Source organism: Streptomyces sp. NPDC041796, assembly GCF_055590785.1.
The window spans coordinates 141,237-158,352 of record NZ_JBVJAH010000005.1; the positions used below are offsets into that span (position 1 = coordinate 141,237).

Below are 17,116 nucleotides of genomic sequence, written 5' to 3' on the forward strand. Positions count from 1 at the left end.
GGGGGCCTCAGTCTCGCGTGCGCCGCCAGGGACTCGAACCCCGGACCCGCTGATTAAGAGTCAGCTGCTCTAACCAACTGAGCTAGCGGCGCCTGCTGACCTGCATGACTTTACCCGATGTCCGGGGGTGGTCCGGACCGTCGGGGGCCTCTCCCGTCGATCATTGGGGCCGCCCCCGGCCTGTCGGCTCGCCGATTTTTCCCTTCCAACCGTCAAAATGCGACATGTCGGGACAGTTGAGACACTGGCGCCCGTACCGCAGCACCGGAAGAACCTGGAGGGGATCCGCATGGCCGCCGTACCGGTCTTCGAGGAGTACGAGCCCGCCACCGACTGTCCCTGTGCCGGCTGCGCCCGGCAGCGGCGCGAGACGGCCCTCCGCCTCGCCCTGAGGGCCGGCGGCCACCCCGCCGCCCACGGCGCGCGCCGCGCGCTGGTCCTGTTCACCGCCGCCGGGGTGGCCCTCGGCGGCGGAGCCGGAACCGGCGCGACCGCCGTCACCCACCCGGCGGGCCCCACGGGGCCGATGGGGCCCGTCGGACCCACGGGCTCCGCCGGGCCCATGGCGTCCTCCGCTCCCGGCCGTGACCGGGACGACCCGGACGCCTCCACCCCCCAGGGCGGCACCGGGCCGCTGCACGGGCGGCCGCACGCCGGGCCGACGGGCGGTCACGCCTCCGCCCCCTCGCTGCGCCGGTCCACCCGCGCCGAGATCATCAACCGCGCCAAGCGCTGGGTCGCCGCGAAGGTCCCCTACTCCATGGAGAAGTACTGGACGGACGGGTACCGCCAGGACTGCTCGGGCTTCGTCTCGATGGCCTGGAACCTCGCCGGCAACGAATGGACCGGATCCCTCGACCGGTTCGGCACCCGGCTGGACCGCTCCGAGCTCCAGCCCGGCGACATCCTGCTCTTCCACAACCCGGCCGACCCCAACCGGGGCTCGCACGTCACCATCTTCGGCGGCTGGACCGACTACACGCACACCTCCTACACCGCCTACGAGCAGACCCGGCCGCACGCCCGCAGGCTGGCCACGCCGATGGCGTACTGGGACAACTCCAGCCGTTACGTCGCCTACCGCTACAAGGGACTGAGCGGCGGGACCCTCGGCAACCCCGGCGGCCCGGGAGTCTCCGTCGCGTACCCCGGCTCGGCGTCCTTCGGGCCGGGAGCGAACAACCGGCACGTCACACGGCTCGGGCGGATGCTCGTCGAGCGGGGCGGCAAGCGGTTCTACCGCTCGGGGCCCGGTCCGCGCTGGACCGAGGCGGACCGGAGGGCGACGCAGGCCTTCCAGCGGGCGCAGGGCTGGACCGGGCGGGAGGCGGACGGGCTGCCGGGGCCGGACACCTGGAGGCTGCTGGTGAGCGGGCAGGGCCGTGACATCCCCCCAGGCCCCGGCGCGACCGCCTCGGCGCCCGTGTTCCCCGGCCGTGCGTACTTCCGGCCCGGCCAATCCGGCCGGCACGTCGAGCTGCTCGGGCGCCAGTTGGTGAAGCGCGGCTTCGGCGCCCACTACCGGGCCGGGCCCGGTCCGCGCTGGACCGAGGCGGACCGGCGCAACGTCGAGGCGTTCCAGCGCGCCCAGGGCTGGCGCGGCGCCGCCGCCAACGGCTACCCGGGTCCCGAGACCTGGCGGCGGCTTTTCCGATGACCGACCACGAGGAGGCAGGGTTGAGTACGGCGACGCCGGAGGGTGGCGGGACGACGACCGGTCGGCGTGTGCCGGTCATCGGGAACGAGACCACCGGGCAGATCCCGGTGCACCTGCTGTTCCGCGACGACGAGAAGGCGGACCCGGGGGCGGTGGCCACCGGACCGGTCGCCGTCGTGCGGGACCGGACGCCCGGCGACCCGCGCCCTGCCGGACCGGCCGCCCCGGCGGGCATGGGCGCACCGGCGGCCCCGGGCGCCTCGCGCGCGGTGAGGGTGCCCGCACCGGCGCGGCGGCCCGGGCCGGCGGCCGACCCCGAGCTGGTGGAGCGGCCCGGGCCGGTGCTGCCCGGGTGGGCCGGGGTGGTGACCGGGGCGGTCGCGCTGGCCGGGTGCGCGGCGCTGCTGTGGTGGGTCGGGGCGGTGCCCAGGTCGGTGACCGGCATGCTGGGGCTGCCGCCCCGCCCGTACAACGGCATCCCGCTCGGCGTCTGGGCGGTGCTGGCGCTGGGTGTGCTGGTGGTGCTCTTCTCCTTCGGCGGTCTGGCCCGGGGGAGGGTCGGGTACGCGTGGGTCCTCACGCTCTTCGGCGACTACCGGGGCAGTGTGCGGCGCACGGGGCTCATGTGGGTGAGCCCGTTGCTGCTGCGCCGCCGCGTCGACGTACGGCTGCGGCACTGGCGCAGCGAGCCGCTGCCGGCGGTGGACGCGAACGGCACCGCGCTGCGGGTCGTGGTGCTGGTGGTGTGGCGGATCCGGGACACGGTGCGGGCGGCGCTCGGGGTGGCGGACCACGAGCAGTACCTGCGCGAGCAGGTCGAGTCGGCGATGGCTCGGGTGTTGTCGCAGCTACCGGCCGACGCGTTCCACGAGGACGCCCCGACACTGCGCGACGCCGAGGTGGTGGGGGAGGCGCTGACGCGGATGCTGTCGGCGGAGTGCGCCCCGGTCGGGATCGACGTCTTCTCGGCCCAGCCGACCCGGATCGAGTACGCGCCGGAGATCGCGGCCGCGATGCAGCGGCGCCGGGTGGCGGCGATCGACGCCAAGCACCGGGACACGGTGCTCACGTCGGTGGTGGACGCGGTGGACGACATGGTCCACCGGCTGACCACGCGTGGTCTGGTCGAGCTGGACGACTACGACCGCAAGGCGCTGGTCAAGGACCTGACGGTGGCCTTCTACACGGGCAGGAGTGGTCCGGTCGAAGGTCCGTGATTGGTATGGACATGTTCAACTGACGTCCATACATTGGAACTTGGTCTAGACCGGATCCCCTTACGCGTGCAGCACGCTCATGGCACTTCCCCCACGTCCACCTGGAGCAACAGCATGCGACACAAGATAGGCACGGCCGTGGTGGCCCTCGGCGTGGCCGGGGCCTCCCTCCTGGCCACCAGCAGCGCCAGCAGCCACGGCTACACCGACTCGCCCATCAGCCGCCAGAAGCTCTGCGCCAACGGCACCGTGACCAACTGCGGCAACATCCAGTGGGAGCCGCAGTCCGTCGAGGGCCCCAAGGGCTTCCCGGCCGGCGGTCCCGCCGACGGCAGGATCTGCGCGGGCGGCAACGGGCAGTTCGCCCAGCTCGACGACCCGCGCGGCGGCAACTGGCCCGCCACCAGGGTGACCGGTGGTCAGAGCTACACCTTCCGCTGGCAGTTCACCGCCCGGCACCGCACCACCGACTTCAAGTACTACATCACCAAGAACGGCTGGAACCGCACCGCGCCGCTCACCCGCGCGGCCCTGGACCCCCAGCCGTTCCTGACCGTCCCGTACAACGCCCAGCAGCCGCCGTCCACGCTCACGCACCAGGGCACCATCCCGAGCGGGAAGACCGGCAAGCACCTGATCCTGGCCGTCTGGACGATCGCGGACACGGCGAACGCCTTCTACGCCTGCTCCGACGTGCAGTTCTGACGACCGGACAGGGCCGACCGCCGTTCGGCTGGTAGGGCCTGCCATACCCCGCGTACCCCCGCTGGGGCCATGGTGGCGCCGTGAGCCCGGCGCCTACCGTGATCTCCATGGATCCCCGTACGCCCTGGCAGGCCCTGACCAGGGGTGACCATCCGCGCGGCGGCCGGCCCTGGCGGTCGGCCGGCTATCTGGCGAGCGGCGTGCTCGTCGGCGTGGCCGTGCTGGCCGTCCTGCTGGTGCTGGCCGTCTCCTCCCTGCTGCTCGTCGGCGTCCCGCTCCTGCTGCTCGCCGGGGTCGCCCTCGGGGGCGTCGAGCGGTGGCGGCTGCGGCTCGTCGACCCCGACCCGGCCGCCGACCCCCACCGGACCCCCGACGAGCCGGGGCTCCTGGCCTGGCTGAGGGTCCGGATGGGCGAGCGGGCCACCTGGCGGGAGCTGGCGTACGCGCTGCTGCACGGCTGTGTGCTCTGGCCCCTGGAGCTGCTCACCCTCGTCGTGACCCTGGGCACACCGCTCGCCCTCATGGCCACGCCCGTGCTGCTGGCCCTGGACGGGCACGAGGTGCGGGTGCTGAAGGGCCCGCTGGTCACCACCTATCCGGTCGCCTTCGCGGCCGCCCTGTGCGGGCTGCTCCTGCTGCCCGCCCTGCTGTATCCGCTCGGCGCCCTGGCCGGAGCCCGCGCCGCGCTGGCACGTGGGCTGCTCACCCCGCGCGACTCCGAGCTCCGGCACCGCATCGGCGAGGTCACCCGCTCCCGTGCCCGGCTGGTCGCCGCCTTCGAGGCCGAGCGCCGCCGCATCGAGCGGGACCTGCACGACGGCGCCCAGCAGCGGCTGGTCGCCCTCACCATGACCCTCGGCCTCGCCCGGCTGGACGCCCCGCCGGGCCCCCTCGCCGACCAGCTCGCGCAGGCGCACGAGGAGGCCGGCCGGGTCCTCACCGAACTGCGCGAGCTGATCCACGGCATCCACCCGCAGGTCCTCGTCGACTACGGCCTGGGCGCCGCCCTGACCGACGCCGCCGACCGGTCGGCCGTCCCCGTGGACACCGACGTGGACCTGCCGCGCCTTCCGCCGCCGGTCGAGAGCGCCGGGTACTTCGCGGTCTGCGAGGCGCTGGCCAACATCGGCAAGCACAGCGGCGCCGCCCACGCCCGGCTCACCGCCCGGCACACCGGCGCGCTGCTCCGTATAGAGGTGGAGGACGACGGCACCGGCGGCGCGGATCCCACCGATGGCACCGGTCTGACCGGCTTGGCCGACCGTATCGCCGTACTCGATGGCAGACTGGCGATCATCAGCCCGAAGGGCGGGCCGACCGTGCTGCGAGTGGAGATCCCGTGCCGAGCCCTCTGCGGATAGTCCTGGCCGAGGACAGTGTGCTGCTGCGCGAGGGGCTGACCGGGCTCCTCGCCCGCTTCGGCCACGAGGTCGTCGCGGCGGTCGGCGACGCCGCCGCCATGCAGGGCGCGGTCGCCGAACACGATCCGGACATCGTGGTCACCGACGTCCGGATGCCCCCCGGGTTCCGTGACGAGGGGCTCCGTGCCGCCGTGGCGCTGCGCGCCGAGCGCCCCGCGCTGCCGGTGCTGGTCCTCAGCCAGTACGTCCAGCGCGCGTACGCCGCCGAGCTGCTGGAGTCGGGCGACGGCACCGGCGTCGGCTACCTGCTCAAGGACCGGATCGGCCAGGTCGAGGAGTTCCTGGACGCCCTGACCCGGGTCGCCGCGGGCGGCACGGTCGTCGACCCGGAGGTCGTACGCCAGCTGCTGCGCCGCCACCGCGATCCGCTGGCGGCGCTGACCCCGCGTGAGCGCGAGGTTCTCGCCCTGGTGGCGGAGGGTCACTCGAACGGGGCGATCGCCCGGCGGCTGACGGTGACCGAGGCGGCGGTCGGCAAGCACATCGGCAACATCCTGGGGAAGCTGAACCTCCCCCCGGCCGACGACACCCACCGCAGGGTCCTCGCGGTCCTGGCGTTCCTCCGCGCCTGACCACGGCGTCGTGACCACGGCGTCGTGACCACGGAGGCGCGAACGCAAGAAAGCCCCTCGCTTCCGCGAGGGGCTTTCTCCGTCTGTGCGCCGCCAGGGACTCGAACCCCGGACCCGCTGATTAAGAGTCAGCTGCTCTAACCAACTGAGCTAGCGGCGCCTGCTGACAGAGTTAATACTACCTGGTCCGAGGGGTGCTCCTGACCACAGGGCCGTGAGCTGAGTCACATCCGGGCTCAGCAGGTTTAGAGTGCCAGCGAGAGCACCACCGGGGCCGCCCTGCGGTTCAGTGCGTCCGCCGCAGAGCGCAGCCGGTGCGCGTGCTCGATCGGCAGCGAGAGAGCCAGGCAGCCGACCGCCGATCCGGCCGTCAGCGGTACCGCCGCGCAGACCGTGCCCACGGCGTACTCCTGGAGGTCGAGTACCGGGACGGTCGGCGGCTGGCTGTCCAGCTTGGAGAACAGCACCTTCTCGCTGGTGATCGTCCGCGAGGTGAGCCGCGCGATCTTGTGGCGGGAGAGGTGGTCCCGGCGGCCGTTCTGGTCGAGCTGCGTCAGCAGGCACTTGCCGACCGCGCTGGCGTGGGCCGCCGAGCGGAAGTCGACCCACTCATTGACCTTGGGCGTGTGCGGGCCGTCGGCCATCTGGGTGATCTTGACCTCGCCGTCGATGTACCGGCTGATGTAGACGGCCGCACCGACCGAGTCGCGCAGCTCGGTGAGGGTCTCCTGGAGCTTGTTCTCCAGGGCCTCGCGGCGTGTGGCGCCGGAGCCCAGCAGGACCAGGGAGTCGCCCACGACATAGGCGCCGTCGCTGACCTGCTCCACGTACCCCTCGCGGCGCAGCATCAGCAGGAGCGGGGTCAGATGGCCGGCCGGTAGCCCCGTCTCGCGTGCGATCTGGACGTCGGTCACCCCGCCACCGTGCCTGGAGATCGTTTCAAGAACACGCAGGGCGTACTGCACCGAATGGAACGGCGCGGTCGGCTCGGGCTTCAGCGCCACGGTTTCCCCCTACCAGGTTGTGACCGCAAGCTTCCGTACCACGATAGCGGCCAAGAGCCGTTTCGTGGGCTCCCGTTGACAAGAAACTGTCCCGCCCCATGCGCATACGCTGGGGCGGGACACTGGGGCATATGCCCCCGGCAAACTTCTGGCCGGTAATGAAAGGTCAGAGCACCGCACCGAGGAAGTCGCGCGTACGTTCGTGCTCCGGGGCGGAGAAGATTTTCTCCGGCGAGCCGGACTCGATCACCTTCCCCGAATCGAACATGAAGACCTCGTCGGAGATGTCCCGGGCGAAGTTCATCTCATGGGTGACGCAGAGCATGGTGATGTCCCTGCTCCTGGCGATGTCGCGCAGCAGGTCCAGCACACCGGCCACCAGCTCCGGGTCGAGCGCCGAGGTCACCTCGTCCAGCAGCAGCACCTTCGGCCGCATCGCCAGCGCGCGGGCGATCGCCACGCGTTGCTGCTGGCCGCCGGAGAGCTGGGCGGGTCTGGCGTCGCACTTCTCGGCCAGCCCCACCAGATCCAGCAGCTCCCGGGCACGCTGCTCGGCCTCGTCCTTGTCCAGGCCGAGGACCCGCACGGGCGCTTCGGTGATGTTGCGGAGCACGGACATGTTGGGGAAGAGGTTGAACTGCTGGAAGACCATGCCGATCCCCTTGCGCACCTCGCGCCGCTGCTTCTCGTCGGCCGGGAAGAGCCGGCCGCCGTTCACCTGGATGGTTCCCGAGTCCGGGCGTTCCAGGGTCATCAGCATCCGCAGGATCGTGGTCTTGCCGGAGCCGGACGGCCCGATGAGGGTGACGTGCTTGCCCTCCTCGACCGAGAAGCAGAGGTCGTCCAGGACGGTGTTCTCGCCGAAGCGCTTGCTGACGTTCTCGAAACGGATGAGTTCACTTGACAAGGCGGCGCTCCAGGGACCGTACGAAGAGGGAAGCCGGGTAGGCGACGAGGACGAAGGCGACACCGACGACCGTGAGCGGCTCGGTGTACTGGAAGGTGGACGCGCTCTCCAGGCGGGACTGCTGCAGGAGTTCCAGCACGCTGATCCCGGCCAGCAGCGGGGTGTCCTTCAGCATCGCGATGACGTAGTTCCCGAGCGCCGGCGCGATCCGGCGCAGCGCCTGCGGCAGGACGACCGCGAACCAGGTCCGGTGCGTGGGCAGGCTCAGCGCGGTGGCCGCCTCCCACTGCCCGGCCGGCACGGCGTCGATTCCGGCCCGGTACACCTGCGCGGTGTACGTCGAGTAGTGCAGCCCGATGGCGAGGGTGCCGGTGGTCAGCGCCGAGAACTGCACGCCCCATTCCGGCAGGACGAAGAAGAGGAAGAACAGCTGCACCAGCAGCGGCGTGTTGCGGATGAACTCGGTCACCACGTGGACCGGCCACCGCACGAGACGGCTCGGCGCCCGGAAGCCGGCCGCCCACACCAGCCCCAGGGTGAACGAGATCAGCGAGCCGAGCACCAGCACCTGAAGGGTGACCAGCAGCCCGTCCCAGAAGCGCGGCATGAAGTCCGCGACCGCGGACCAGTCCCAGGTCACTTGACCACCACCCCCAGGTTGGCCTTGGTCTTCCGTTCGAGGGCCTTCATGGAGCGGGTGATGACGAACGCGATCACGAAGTAGATCACCAGGATGACGGAGTAGATCTGCGCGCTCTCCTGGGTGGCCAGGCGCACCAGGTACGCGGCGAAGGACACGTCACCGACCCCGAGGAGCGACACCAGCGCCGTGCCCTTGAGCAGCTCGACGAGCAGGTTGCAGAAGCTGGGGATCATCTCGGGCACCGCCTGCGGCAGCACCACCAGCCGCATCCGCTGCCAGGGCGTGAAGCTGAGCGCGATGCCCGCCTCCCGCTGCGCCCGGGGGACGGAGTTGAGGGCGCCGCGCACGATCTCGGCGCCGTACGCCCCGTACGACAGGCCCAGGGCGAGCACCGCCGCCCACATCGGCACCAGTTGCCAGCCCAGGAGCGGCGGCACTACGAAGAACAGCCAGAACATCAGGATCAGGGCCGACGTGCCCCGGAAGACCTCCGTGTACGTGCCCGCCAGGAACCGGACGAACAGGGAGCGGTGGGTGCGGGCCATCCCGACGGTGAAGGCGACCAGTGCGCCGAGCGCCGCGCTGTAGACGAGGAGCTGGATGGTGATCCAGATGCCGGGGAGTACCCAGTTCTGCCAGAGTCCGGCGGTCATCGGCACAGCTCCTCGGCGGTGAGGGTGGTCATCTCGGCCTCCGTGAAGCCGAAGGGCCGCAGGACGCGGAAGAGCTCACCGCTCTTCTTCATCTTGTGGATCTCGGTGTTGAAGGCGTCGCGCAGATCCGTGTCGGTCGGGCGGAAGGCGAATCCACCGCCGTCGACCTTCTTCTTGCCGTCGACGACCGCCGCGAAGGGCGCGGTCGCCTCCGCCCTGGTGCTCTTCCTGACCACCTCACGGACCGTCAGGGCCGTTCCGGCGAAGACGTCGACGCGGCCGGACTCGACGGCGTTCAGCCCGGCCACCTGGTCCTGGAGAATGACGATGTCCTTCTCGGGGTACCCGGCCGCCACGGCGTAGTCGATCTCGGCGTACCCGGTTCCGGTGGCGAACCTGGCCTTGGCGCGCACCACGTCCTCGTACGACCGGAGGTTCTTGGGGTTGCCCTTGCGGACGATGAAGGAGTCCAGCATCTGGTACTCGGGGTCGGAGAAGATGACCTGCTCGCAGCGCTCCTTGTTGATGTACATCCCGGCCGAGACGACGTCGAACTGCTGGGAGTTCAGGCCGGGTATGAGGGAGGCGAAGTCGGTGGCGACGGGCTGGACGCGGCCGATGCCGAGCCGCTGGAAGACCACCTTGGCCAGTTCCGGTGCCTCACCGGTGAATTCGCCCTGCTCGTCGACGTACCCGTAGGGCACTTCACCGGCGATGCCGAGGCGCACGGTGCCTTGCGATCTGAGCCGGTCGAGCGCGTTGCCGGAGGCGACCCGGCTGCAACCGGCGGCCGTTGCGGCGCCCACAGCGGCCGCGGCCGAGCCGAGCAGCAGGGTGCGCCGCCGTAGGGGACCTGTTCTGTGTCGACGAGCTGTTCGAGCCATGGGCGCGCCGCTACCCGACTCCGGACGGGGTATGCCTAGGGGATGGCCGACCGATACCTGACCGTGTCCCTGGACAAGCGCGGGGTGCGGTGCACCGCGAAACTGCTGGACGACCGGGCGCCCCTGACCTGTGCGGCCGTGTGGGAGGCGCTGCCGCTGGGAGGCGATGTCTACCACGCGAAGTATGCCCGGAACGAAATCTACGCCTTGTTCCCGGCGTTCGCCGAGCGGGAGCCGCCCCTGGAGAACCCGACGGTGACTCCGATCCCAGGCGATCTGTGCTACTTCACCTTCGAGGGTACGGAGCTGGGGACAGCGGCGTACGGGTACGGGCGCGAGGTCGCGCGCCGTCCCGTCACCGTCGACCTCGCCCTCTTCTACGAGCGCAACAACCTGCTCCTCAACGGCGACACCGGCTGGGTCCCCGGAATCGTGTGGGGCACCGTCGTCGACGGCCTCGACCGGATGGCCGACGCCTGCCAGGACCTGTGGCGCGCGGGCGCGCTCGGCGAAACGCTCAGCTTCCGCCGCGCGTAGCTAGGGGGCGGGGGCACCCGCCGCGCCGCACTCGTACAGCGCGTGCGCCGCCCGGAGGACCAGATCGTCCCGGTGGCGGGCGGCGACGAGCTGGAGCCCCACCGGCAGTCCGTCGCCGTCGATGCCCACGGGCACGGACGCGGCCGGCTGCTGCGTCAGGTTGAAGGGGTACGTGAACGGAGTCCACGCCGTCCACCTACGGGACCCGCTCGGCGCCTCGACACCCGCGTCGAAGGCGGTCAGCGGCAGCGTGGGCGTCACCAGCACGTCGTACGACGAGTGGAACCTGCCCATCCGGCGGCCCAGCGCCGTCCGCACGTCCACCGCCGCCAGGTACTCCAGCGCGCTGTACCGCGCCCCCCGCTCGGCGACCTCCCGCAGCCCCGGGTCCAGCAACTCCCGCTGCTCCCGGCCCAGGTGCTGGACCAGCCGCGCCGCCCCGCTGAACCACAGCGTGTGGAAGGCGTCCACCGGATCCGCGACGTCCGGATCCGCCTCCTCCACGTACGCGCCCAGACCCGCCAGCCGCTCCACCGCCGTCCGCACCGCCGACGCCACCTCCGGGTGGACCGCCACCTGCCCGCCCAGGGACGCGGAGTAGGCGATCCGCAGCCCCTTCACGCCCTCCTGGAGCGTGGCGCCCACGGGCCGAGCCGGGCCCAGGTGCGACCAGTCCCGCCAGTCGTCACCGCTGATCACGTCCAGCAGCAGGGCCGCGTCCGCCGCGTCCCTGGTCATCGGACCCGTGTGCGACAACGTGCCGAACGGGCTCGCCGGATAGACCGGCACCCGCCCGTACGTCGGCTTCAGCCCGAAGACCCCGCAGAACGACGCCGGGATACGGATCGACCCGCCCCCGTCCGTCCCCAGCGACAGAGCCCCCGCCCCCAGTGCCACCGCCGCCGCACTGCCGCCGCTGGAACCGCCCGCCGTCCGCGACGGGTCGTGCGGGTTGCGGGTGATGCCCGACAACGGCGAATCGGTCACGCCCTTCCAGCCGAACTCCGGTGTCGTGGTCTTGCCGAGGAACACCGCCCCCTCCGCCCGCATCCGGGCCACCGGCGGCGCGTCCTCGTCCCACGGGCCGTCCCTCCGCACGGTCTTCGAGCCGCGCAGCGTCGGGCCACCTGCTTGGAGCAGCACGTCCTTGACCGTCACCGGCACCCCGTCGAGCCGCCCGCGCGGCTCCCCGCGCCGCCACCGCTCCGCCGACGCCGCCGCGCTCGCCAGGGCCTCCTCCGCGTCGACCCGGACGAACGCGTTCACCAGCGGTTCCACCGCCTCGATCCGAGCCAGTGCCGCGCGCACCGCGTCCACCGGGGAGAAGTCGTCCCGTGCGTAACCGTCGAGGAGCTGGCGGGCGGTCAGATCCGTGAGGAACGTCGTCGGCTCAGTCATGCCCGGGTACGTACCCACGTTTCTTGTCGACCACGTTCGGCAGCGGCCGCCCGGCCGCCCACAGCTCGTACATCTCCACGAACTGCGCGCCCAGCCGGTCCCGCCAGCCCACGGTGTCCCCGCTCATGTGCGGCGAGACGATCAGCCCCGGAACCTCCCACAGCGCACTGTCCTCACCGAGCGGTTCCTCGGTGAACACGTCCAGCGCCGCCCCCGCGATCCACCGCTTGGAGACCGCCGTGACCAGGTCGTCCTCCACCACAAGCCGCCCGCGTCCCACATTGATGAACCGGGCCGACGGCTGCATCAGCCCGAAGCGCCGCGCGTCGAACATGCCGTGCGTCGCCTCCGTCAGCGGCGCCGCGCACACCACCCAGTCCGCCCGCGTCAGCAGCAGGTCCAGCTCGTCGGCGCCGTGGATCCGCGGCCGCGCGGTCCGCCCCACCACCGCCGTCCGCACGCCCAGCGCCCGCAGCGTCGTGGCGATCGCCCGGCCGATCGGCCCCGCCCCGACCACCACCGCCCGGCTCCCGGCGACCGGCAGGCTCTCGCGGTGGTGCCAGCGCCGCTGCCGCTGCAGCTCCAGCGTGCCCGGCAGGTCCTTCGCCATGGCCAGCACCAGACCGGCCACGTACTCGGCGATCGGCTCCTCGAAGACACCCCGCGCGTTCGTCACCACGGTGTCCGACGCGGCCAGCTCCGGGCACAGCAGCCGGTCCACCCCCGCGCTCGCCGTGTGGACCCAGGCCGGTCTCGGCCCCTCGCCGGGCCAGGCCGCGCGCACCGCGTCGGAGGTGAAGTCCCACACCAGCAGGACGTCGGCCGACGGCAGCGCGGCGGCGAGGGTGCTCTCGTCGGCGTACCGGACGTGGACCCGCCCGGTCAGCCGGCCCAGGCGGGGCGGCGGGTCGGCCTCGAGGACGAGAAGAGTCGGCAGCGGCATCGATTGACCACGTTGGCACCCGAACCTACCGTCGTCAACAAGACGCTGGGAGGCCTGCGATGGACGTCTCCTTCCTCGGCGGGCCGGCTCCGCAGCGCGGTGTCGGTGTCGTCGCCCCGTTCGACTTCGCGCTCGACCGGGAACTGTGGCGCTGGGTGCCCGAGGAGGTGTCGCTGCGTCTCACCCGTACGCCGTACGTCCCCGTCGAGGTCTCGCTGGGCCTCGCCCGGCTGGTCAGCGAGCACGAGACGCTGACCGACGCCGTCCGGGCCCTGTCGGCGTCCGAACCGGAGGTGGTCGCGTACGCCTGTGCCTCGGGCAGTTTCGTCGGGGGCGTCGCGGGGGAGCGGGCCATGTGCGCGGCGATGACCCGGGCGGGTGACGTCACCTCCGTGACGACGTCCGGGGCGCTGCTGGAGGCCCTGGCGGAGCTGGACGTTCGCCGGGTCGCGCTCGTCACGCCGTACACCGGGTCGGTGACCCGGGCCCTGGAGGACTATCTCCGCGAAGCGGGGGCAGCCGTGACGGGGCGGGCCTTCCTCGGACTGACCAGGCACATATGGAAGGTGCCGTACCGCGCGGTGGTGGACATGGCGCGGCAGGCGGTGACCGGTGCGGCGGACGCGCTGTTCATCTCGTGCACGAACCTGTCCACGTACGACGTGATCCCGCAGCTGGAGGCGGAACTGAGGATGCCGGTGCTGTCCGCGAACCAGGTCACCATGTGGGCGGCGCTGCGCCGGATCGGCGCCCGCGCCGTCGGCCCGTACCAGGCGCTGCTCATGAACGGGGCCCAGCCGGCCCGCGACCCCCAGGAGGGCGTGACATGACGACTGTCGGACTGCTCTACCCCAGCCACGCCGCCGAGGACGACTACCCCCGGATCGAGGCGCTGCTGACCGGTGTCAACGTGCCGATCGTCCACACCGACATCGGTGAGGACGCGCACCGGGTCGACGCGCTGCTGGAGATGGGCTCGGCTCAGCGGCTCGCGGCCGGGGTGGAGGAGCTGCGCCTGTCCGGCGCCGAGTCGGTGGTGTGGGCGTGCACGAGCGGGTCGTTCGTGTACGGGTGGGAGGGAGCCCATGAGCAGATCCGTACCCTCGCCGTGTCGGCCGGGCTCCCGGCGTCGAGCACCTCGTTCGGCTTCGTCCACGCGGTACGGGAGGTGGGCGCCGGGCGGGTGGCGGTGGCGGCCACGTACCCGGAGGACGTCACGGAACTGTTCGTCCGGTTCCTGAAGGCGGCCGGCGTCGAGGTGGTCGCGGCCCGGGCGGGCGGCGTCGTCACCGGGGCCGAGGTCGCGACGTGGGGGCCGGAGCGGGTGCTGGAGCTGGTGCGGGCGGCCGACCATCCCGACGCGCAGGCCGTCCTCGTACCGGACACGGCGCTGCACACGGTCGGGTGCCTGCCGGAGCTGGAGGCGGCGGTGGGCAAGCCGGTGCTCACGGCCAACCAGGTGACGGTGTGGGAAGGGCTGCGGCTGGCGGAGCGGCGCGGGGCGTGGTCGACGGAGCTGGGGGCGTTGTTCGCGCGGAAGGAATAAACGGAGAGGTCCTCCTGTTGTGGGTGGCCGTATGTGTTTCCCACGCAGGAAAGCCCACCGGTGAGCGATGACGTGATGCGAGGTACGGCGAGCGGAACCGCGCCGGTACCCCTGTCCGTGCTGGATCTGGTCACCGTCGGCAGTGGCCGCACCGCGACCCAGGCCGTGGCCACCAGCGTCGCGCTCGCCAAGCTCGCCGAGCGGCGCGGCTACCACCGCCACTGGGTCGCCGAGCACCACTCCATGCCCGGCGTCGCCTCGTCGTCCCCGGCCGTGATCCTCGCGCACCTCGCCGCCCACACCTCGCGCATCCGGCTCGGCTCGGGCGGCGTCATGCTGCCCAACCATGCGCCGCTCGTCATCGCCGAGCAGTTCGGCACCCTGGAGGCGATGGCGCCGGGGCGCATCGACCTGGGCCTCGGCCGCGCCCCCGGCACGGACGGCGCCACGGCCGCCGCGCTGCGCCGCACCGAGCGGCTGAGCGAGGGCGCCGACGAGTTCCCGGAGCAGCTCGCTGAGCTGGTGCGCTTCCTGGACGACGACTTCCCGGACGGCCATCCGTACGCCCGGATCCACGCCGTGCCCGGACCGGTGCAGGGGCCGGCGGCGCGGCCTCCGGTGTGGCTCCTCGGGTCCTCCGGGTTCAGCGCCCGGCTGGCGGGGATGCTGGGGCTGCCGTTCGCGTTCGCCCACCACTTCTCCGCGCGCAACACCCTGCCGGCGCTGGAGCTGTACCGGGACTCCTTCCGGCCCTCCGCGGTGCTGGACGAGCCCTACACGCTGATCGGCGTCTCGGCGCTGGCCGCGGACGACGAGCGGGAGGCGCGGCGCCAGGTGCTGACGGGTGCGCTGTCGATGGTCCGGCTGCGCACAGGGCGCCCCGGGCTGATACCGACGCCGGAGGAGGCGGAGGCGTACGCGTTCAGCGCGGTCGAGCGGGACTTCGTCGACGGCTGGCTGGCCAACGTGGTGCACGGGGCGCCGGACGAGGTTCGCGACGGCCTGGACGGCCTCCAGAAGCGGACGGGCGCCGACGAGTTGATGATCACGGCCAACGTACACGGGGCGGAGGCGCGGCTGCGCTCGTACGGGCTGATCGCGGACGCCTACGGGCTGCCCAGTGGTGGTTCGGACTCGGGAACGGCCGCACAAGCTTCCTAAGTGAACCTTAAACCGCTCGTCACCGGTGGTGGCGGGCGGTTCTTGGTGGGTGCGGCAACGCTGTGACGAGGGGTTTTGCCGAGGGATTGGTCTAGTCCTCATTTGGTCCGGACCATTGACGCGGTGTTCGCGCGGCGGCTATCACTTCTTCAACTCCCGTACCGCACACCCCCCTCGGAGGCCGCACGTGCACCACCGCAGACCCCTCATCGCCGCGCTCACGAGCGTGGCGCTCGCCGCCGGCGCGCTGGCCGCCGTCGGCGGCACGGCCACCGCGCAGCCCGCCGCCCCTTCCTCCGGGGGTGTGAAGATCGCGTACTACGACCAGTGGAGCGTGTACGGGAACGCCTTCTACCCCAAGCACCTCGACACGCGCGGGATCGCCGGCAAGCTGGACATCATCAACTACTCGTTCGGGAACATCCACCCCACGGAGTTGACCTGCTTCGAGGCCAACAAGGCGGCCGGTGACGACAACAACCCCAACGCCGGTGACGGGGCGGGCGATTCGTACGCCGACTACCAGCGCAGCTTCAGCGCCGCCGACAGCGTCGACGGCGTCGCCGACAAGTGGGACCAGCCGATCGTGGGCGTCTTCAACCAGTTCAAGGAACTGAAGGCGAAGTACCCCAAGCTGAAGATCAACATTTCGCTCGGGGGGTGGACGTACTCCAAGTACTTCCACGACGCCGCCAAGACGGACGCGAGCCGCAAGAAGTTCGTGGCCTCCTGCGTCAAGCAGTACATCGCCGGTGACCTGCCGGTCGAGGGCGGGTACGGCGGTCCCGGCACCGCCGCCGGGATCTTCGACGGCATCGACATCGACTGGGAGTACCCCGGTTCCCCCGACGGGCACCTCGGCAACCACTACGGGCCGGAGGACAAGCAGAACTTCACGCTGCTCCTCGCCGAGTTCCGCAAGCAGCTCGACGCGTACGGGGCCGCGCACGGAGGGAAGAAGTACCTGCTGACCGCCGCCCTGCCGGCCGGGCAGGACAAGATCAAGCACATCGAGACCGACAAGATCGGCGCGTACCTCGACTACGCGAACATCATGACGTACGACATGCACGGCGCCTGGGACGGCGACGGGCCCGCGTACCACCAGTCCCCGCTGTACTCACCGGCCTCGGACCCGACCGACCCGATCAAGCCGGGCACCGAGAAGTACTCGATCGACAACGCCATCGACGCGTGGATCGACGGCAAGCCGGCCTACGGCATCGCGGGCGGCTTCCCGGCGAACAAGCTGACGCTGGGCTACGAGTTCTACTACCGGGGCTGGAAGGGCGTCCCGGCCGGCCCGAAGAACGGTCTCGCGCAGCCCGCGACCGGGGCCTCGGCCGCCCGGCCGGTCAGCCAGCAGGCCGGTATCGCGCACTACAAGGAGCTCGGCGGCATCGTCGACAACGCGGCCACCACCTTCTGGGACGACGAGGCGAAGGCCGCGTACTTCTACAAGGACGGGGAGTTCTTCACGGGGCTGGACAAGCGTGCCGTCCAGGCCCGCGCGGACTACGCCCACAGCCGGGGCCTGGCGGGCGCGATGATGTACTCGCTGCTCGGGCTGGACGAGAAGACCACGCTGCTGAACGACATCGTGGCGGCCGTCGGTTCGTCCCCGTCGACCCCGGACCCGACGCCCACCCCGACTCCGACCCCGACGCCCACGCCGCCCCCGACGCCCACGCCGACCGACCCGTCGGCCGGCTGTACGGCCGCCGCCTGGTCGTCCACGGCCGAGTACGCCGGCGGCGCCCAGGTGTCCCACAAGGGGCACACCTGGAAGGCCAAGTGGTGGACGAAGGGCGAGGAGCCCGGGACCACCGGTGAGTGGGGCGTCTGGCAGGACCTCGGTTCCTGCTGAT

17 protein-coding genes and 2 tRNA genes are annotated in these 17,116 nt (G+C 71.7%); 10 read left to right on the forward strand and 9 right to left on the reverse strand.

What is annotated here, in order from left to right; translation table 11 throughout:
• Positions 1–18: 18 nt before the first annotated feature.
• Positions 19–92, reverse strand: a tRNA-Lys gene (locus tag ACZ6C1_RS11520).
• Positions 93–289: 197 nt separating this feature from the next.
• Between ACZ6C1_RS11520 and ACZ6C1_RS11525 the strand changes: the two genes are divergently transcribed.
• From ACZ6C1_RS11525 to ACZ6C1_RS11545, 5 genes are all read left to right on the forward strand, one after another.
• The gene (locus ACZ6C1_RS11525; RefSeq protein ID WP_469240062.1) at positions 290–1,657 is read left to right on the forward strand and encodes a peptidoglycan-binding protein; all 1,368 of its coding nucleotides are present in this window, start codon (positions 290–292) and stop codon (positions 1,655–1,657) included.
• Between the two features lie 20 nt (positions 1,658–1,677).
• On the forward strand, positions 1,678–2,874 hold the full coding sequence (locus tag ACZ6C1_RS11530) for an SPFH domain-containing protein (protein ID WP_469240063.1): 1,197 nt from the start codon (positions 1,678–1,680) through the stop codon (positions 2,872–2,874).
• A 114-nt stretch (positions 2,875–2,988) separates the two neighbouring features.
• Complete coding sequence (locus ACZ6C1_RS11535; protein ID WP_469240064.1) at positions 2,989–3,579, forward strand: lytic polysaccharide monooxygenase auxiliary activity family 9 protein; 591 nt, start codon at positions 2,989–2,991, stop codon at positions 3,577–3,579.
• 107 nt (positions 3,580–3,686) lie between these two features.
• A complete protein-coding gene (locus tag ACZ6C1_RS11540; RefSeq protein WP_469240065.1) occupies positions 3,687–4,940 on the forward strand; it encodes a sensor histidine kinase in 1,254 nt (417 codons plus the stop codon).
• Positions 4,919–5,572: a response regulator gene (locus ACZ6C1_RS11545; RefSeq protein ID WP_469240066.1), complete on the forward strand. Its 654-nt coding sequence runs from the start codon at positions 4,919–4,921 to the stop codon at positions 5,570–5,572. Before ACZ6C1_RS11540 ends, ACZ6C1_RS11545 begins: the two co-directional genes overlap by 22 nt.
• 86 nt (positions 5,573–5,658) lie before the next feature.
• On the opposite strand, the gene ACZ6C1_RS11550 is transcribed toward ACZ6C1_RS11545, so the two are convergent.
• From ACZ6C1_RS11550 to ehuB, 6 genes are all read right to left on the reverse strand, one after another.
• Positions 5,659–5,732, reverse strand: a tRNA-Lys gene (locus tag ACZ6C1_RS11550).
• 85 nt (positions 5,733–5,817) lie between these two features.
• Positions 5,818–6,576 carry an IclR family transcriptional regulator gene (locus tag ACZ6C1_RS11555; RefSeq protein ID WP_469240067.1) on the reverse strand — a complete coding sequence of 253 codons (759 nt, stop codon included), beginning with the start codon at positions 6,574–6,576 and terminating at the stop codon, positions 5,818–5,820.
• Between the two features lie 166 nt (positions 6,577–6,742).
• A complete protein-coding gene (ehuA, locus tag ACZ6C1_RS11560) occupies positions 6,743–7,483 on the reverse strand; it encodes an ectoine/hydroxyectoine ABC transporter ATP-binding protein EhuA (protein ID WP_469240068.1) in 741 nt (246 codons plus the stop codon).
• Positions 7,473–8,123 (reverse strand): ectoine/hydroxyectoine ABC transporter permease subunit EhuD, encoded by a 651-nt coding sequence (ehuD, locus tag ACZ6C1_RS11565; protein WP_469240069.1) that lies wholly within the window; start codon positions 8,121–8,123, stop codon positions 7,473–7,475. The genes ehuA and ehuD overlap by 11 nt, the downstream gene beginning before the upstream one ends.
• The gene (gene ehuC, locus ACZ6C1_RS11570; protein ID WP_469240070.1) at positions 8,120–8,779 is read right to left on the reverse strand and encodes an ectoine/hydroxyectoine ABC transporter permease subunit EhuC; all 660 of its coding nucleotides are present in this window, start codon (positions 8,777–8,779) and stop codon (positions 8,120–8,122) included. The genes ehuD and ehuC overlap by 4 nt, the downstream gene beginning before the upstream one ends.
• The gene (gene ehuB, locus ACZ6C1_RS11575; protein WP_469240071.1) at positions 8,776–9,663 is read right to left on the reverse strand and encodes an ectoine/hydroxyectoine ABC transporter substrate-binding protein EhuB; all 888 of its coding nucleotides are present in this window, start codon (positions 9,661–9,663) and stop codon (positions 8,776–8,778) included. The genes ehuC and ehuB overlap by 4 nt, the downstream gene beginning before the upstream one ends.
• A gap of 42 nt (positions 9,664–9,705) precedes the next feature.
• Here ehuB and ACZ6C1_RS11580 point away from each other — a divergent pair, with 42 nt between their 5' ends.
• Entirely contained in the window at positions 9,706–10,200 is a 495-nt protein-coding gene (locus ACZ6C1_RS11580; protein ID WP_469240072.1) for a DUF3830 family protein, read from the forward strand.
• Here ACZ6C1_RS11580 and ACZ6C1_RS11585 read toward each other — a convergent pair whose 3' ends face one another.
• Positions 10,201–11,598 carry an amidase gene (locus ACZ6C1_RS11585; RefSeq protein ID WP_469240073.1) on the reverse strand — a complete coding sequence of 466 codons (1,398 nt, stop codon included), beginning with the start codon at positions 11,596–11,598 and terminating at the stop codon, positions 10,201–10,203.
• Complete coding sequence (locus ACZ6C1_RS11590; RefSeq protein WP_469240074.1) at positions 11,591–12,541, reverse strand: D-2-hydroxyacid dehydrogenase; 951 nt, start codon at positions 12,539–12,541, stop codon at positions 11,591–11,593. The genes ACZ6C1_RS11585 and ACZ6C1_RS11590 overlap by 8 nt, the downstream gene beginning before the upstream one ends.
• Before the next feature lie 59 nt (positions 12,542–12,600).
• On the opposite strand from ACZ6C1_RS11590, the gene ACZ6C1_RS11595 reads away from it, so the two are divergent.
• From ACZ6C1_RS11595 to ACZ6C1_RS11610, 4 genes are all read left to right on the forward strand, one after another.
• Complete coding sequence (locus ACZ6C1_RS11595) at positions 12,601–13,371, forward strand: maleate cis-trans isomerase family protein (protein ID WP_469240075.1); 771 nt, start codon at positions 12,601–12,603, stop codon at positions 13,369–13,371.
• Positions 13,368–14,087: a maleate cis-trans isomerase family protein gene (locus ACZ6C1_RS11600; protein ID WP_469240076.1), complete on the forward strand. Its 720-nt coding sequence runs from the start codon at positions 13,368–13,370 to the stop codon at positions 14,085–14,087. Before ACZ6C1_RS11595 ends, ACZ6C1_RS11600 begins: the two co-directional genes overlap by 4 nt.
• 75 nt (positions 14,088–14,162) lie before the next feature.
• Positions 14,163–15,248, forward strand: a complete 1,086-nt coding sequence (locus ACZ6C1_RS11605; protein WP_469240357.1) for an LLM class flavin-dependent oxidoreductase — start codon at positions 14,163–14,165, stop codon at positions 15,246–15,248.
• A 187-nt stretch (positions 15,249–15,435) separates the two neighbouring features.
• Positions 15,436–17,115 carry a glycosyl hydrolase family 18 protein gene (locus ACZ6C1_RS11610; RefSeq protein WP_469240077.1) on the forward strand — a complete coding sequence of 560 codons (1,680 nt, stop codon included), beginning with the start codon at positions 15,436–15,438 and terminating at the stop codon, positions 17,113–17,115.
• The last annotated feature ends 1 nt before the right edge of the window (position 17,116 follow it).

What these genes read in the sequence shown, in the direction of transcription:
- ACZ6C1_RS11585 (WP_469240073.1), bottom strand. Translation starts at nt 11,598, where the DNA reads ATGACTGAGCCGACGACGTTCCTCACGGATCTGACCGCCCGCCAGCTC.
- ehuC (WP_469240070.1), bottom strand. Translation starts at nt 8,779, where the DNA reads ATGACCGCCGGACTCTGGCAGAACTGGGTACTCCCCGGCATCTGGATC.
- ACZ6C1_RS11540 (WP_469240065.1), top strand. Translation starts at nt 3,687, where the DNA reads ATGGATCCCCGTACGCCCTGGCAGGCCCTGACCAGGGGTGACCATCCG.
- ACZ6C1_RS11605 (WP_469240357.1), top strand. Translation starts at nt 14,163, where the DNA reads ATGCGAGGTACGGCGAGCGGAACCGCGCCGGTACCCCTGTCCGTGCTG.
- ACZ6C1_RS11600 (WP_469240076.1), top strand. Translation starts at nt 13,368, where the DNA reads ATGACGACTGTCGGACTGCTCTACCCCAGCCACGCCGCCGAGGACGAC.
- ACZ6C1_RS11535 (WP_469240064.1), top strand. Translation starts at nt 2,989, where the DNA reads ATGCGACACAAGATAGGCACGGCCGTGGTGGCCCTCGGCGTGGCCGGG.
- ACZ6C1_RS11590 (WP_469240074.1), bottom strand. Translation starts at nt 12,541, where the DNA reads ATGCCGCTGCCGACTCTTCTCGTCCTCGAGGCCGACCCGCCGCCCCGC.
- ACZ6C1_RS11580 (WP_469240072.1), top strand. Translation starts at nt 9,706, where the DNA reads ATGGCCGACCGATACCTGACCGTGTCCCTGGACAAGCGCGGGGTGCGG.
- ACZ6C1_RS11525 (WP_469240062.1), top strand. Translation starts at nt 290, where the DNA reads ATGGCCGCCGTACCGGTCTTCGAGGAGTACGAGCCCGCCACCGACTGT.
- ACZ6C1_RS11595 (WP_469240075.1), top strand. Translation starts at nt 12,601, where the DNA reads ATGGACGTCTCCTTCCTCGGCGGGCCGGCTCCGCAGCGCGGTGTCGGT.
- ehuB (WP_469240071.1), bottom strand. Translation starts at nt 9,663, where the DNA reads ATGGCTCGAACAGCTCGTCGACACAGAACAGGTCCCCTACGGCGGCGC.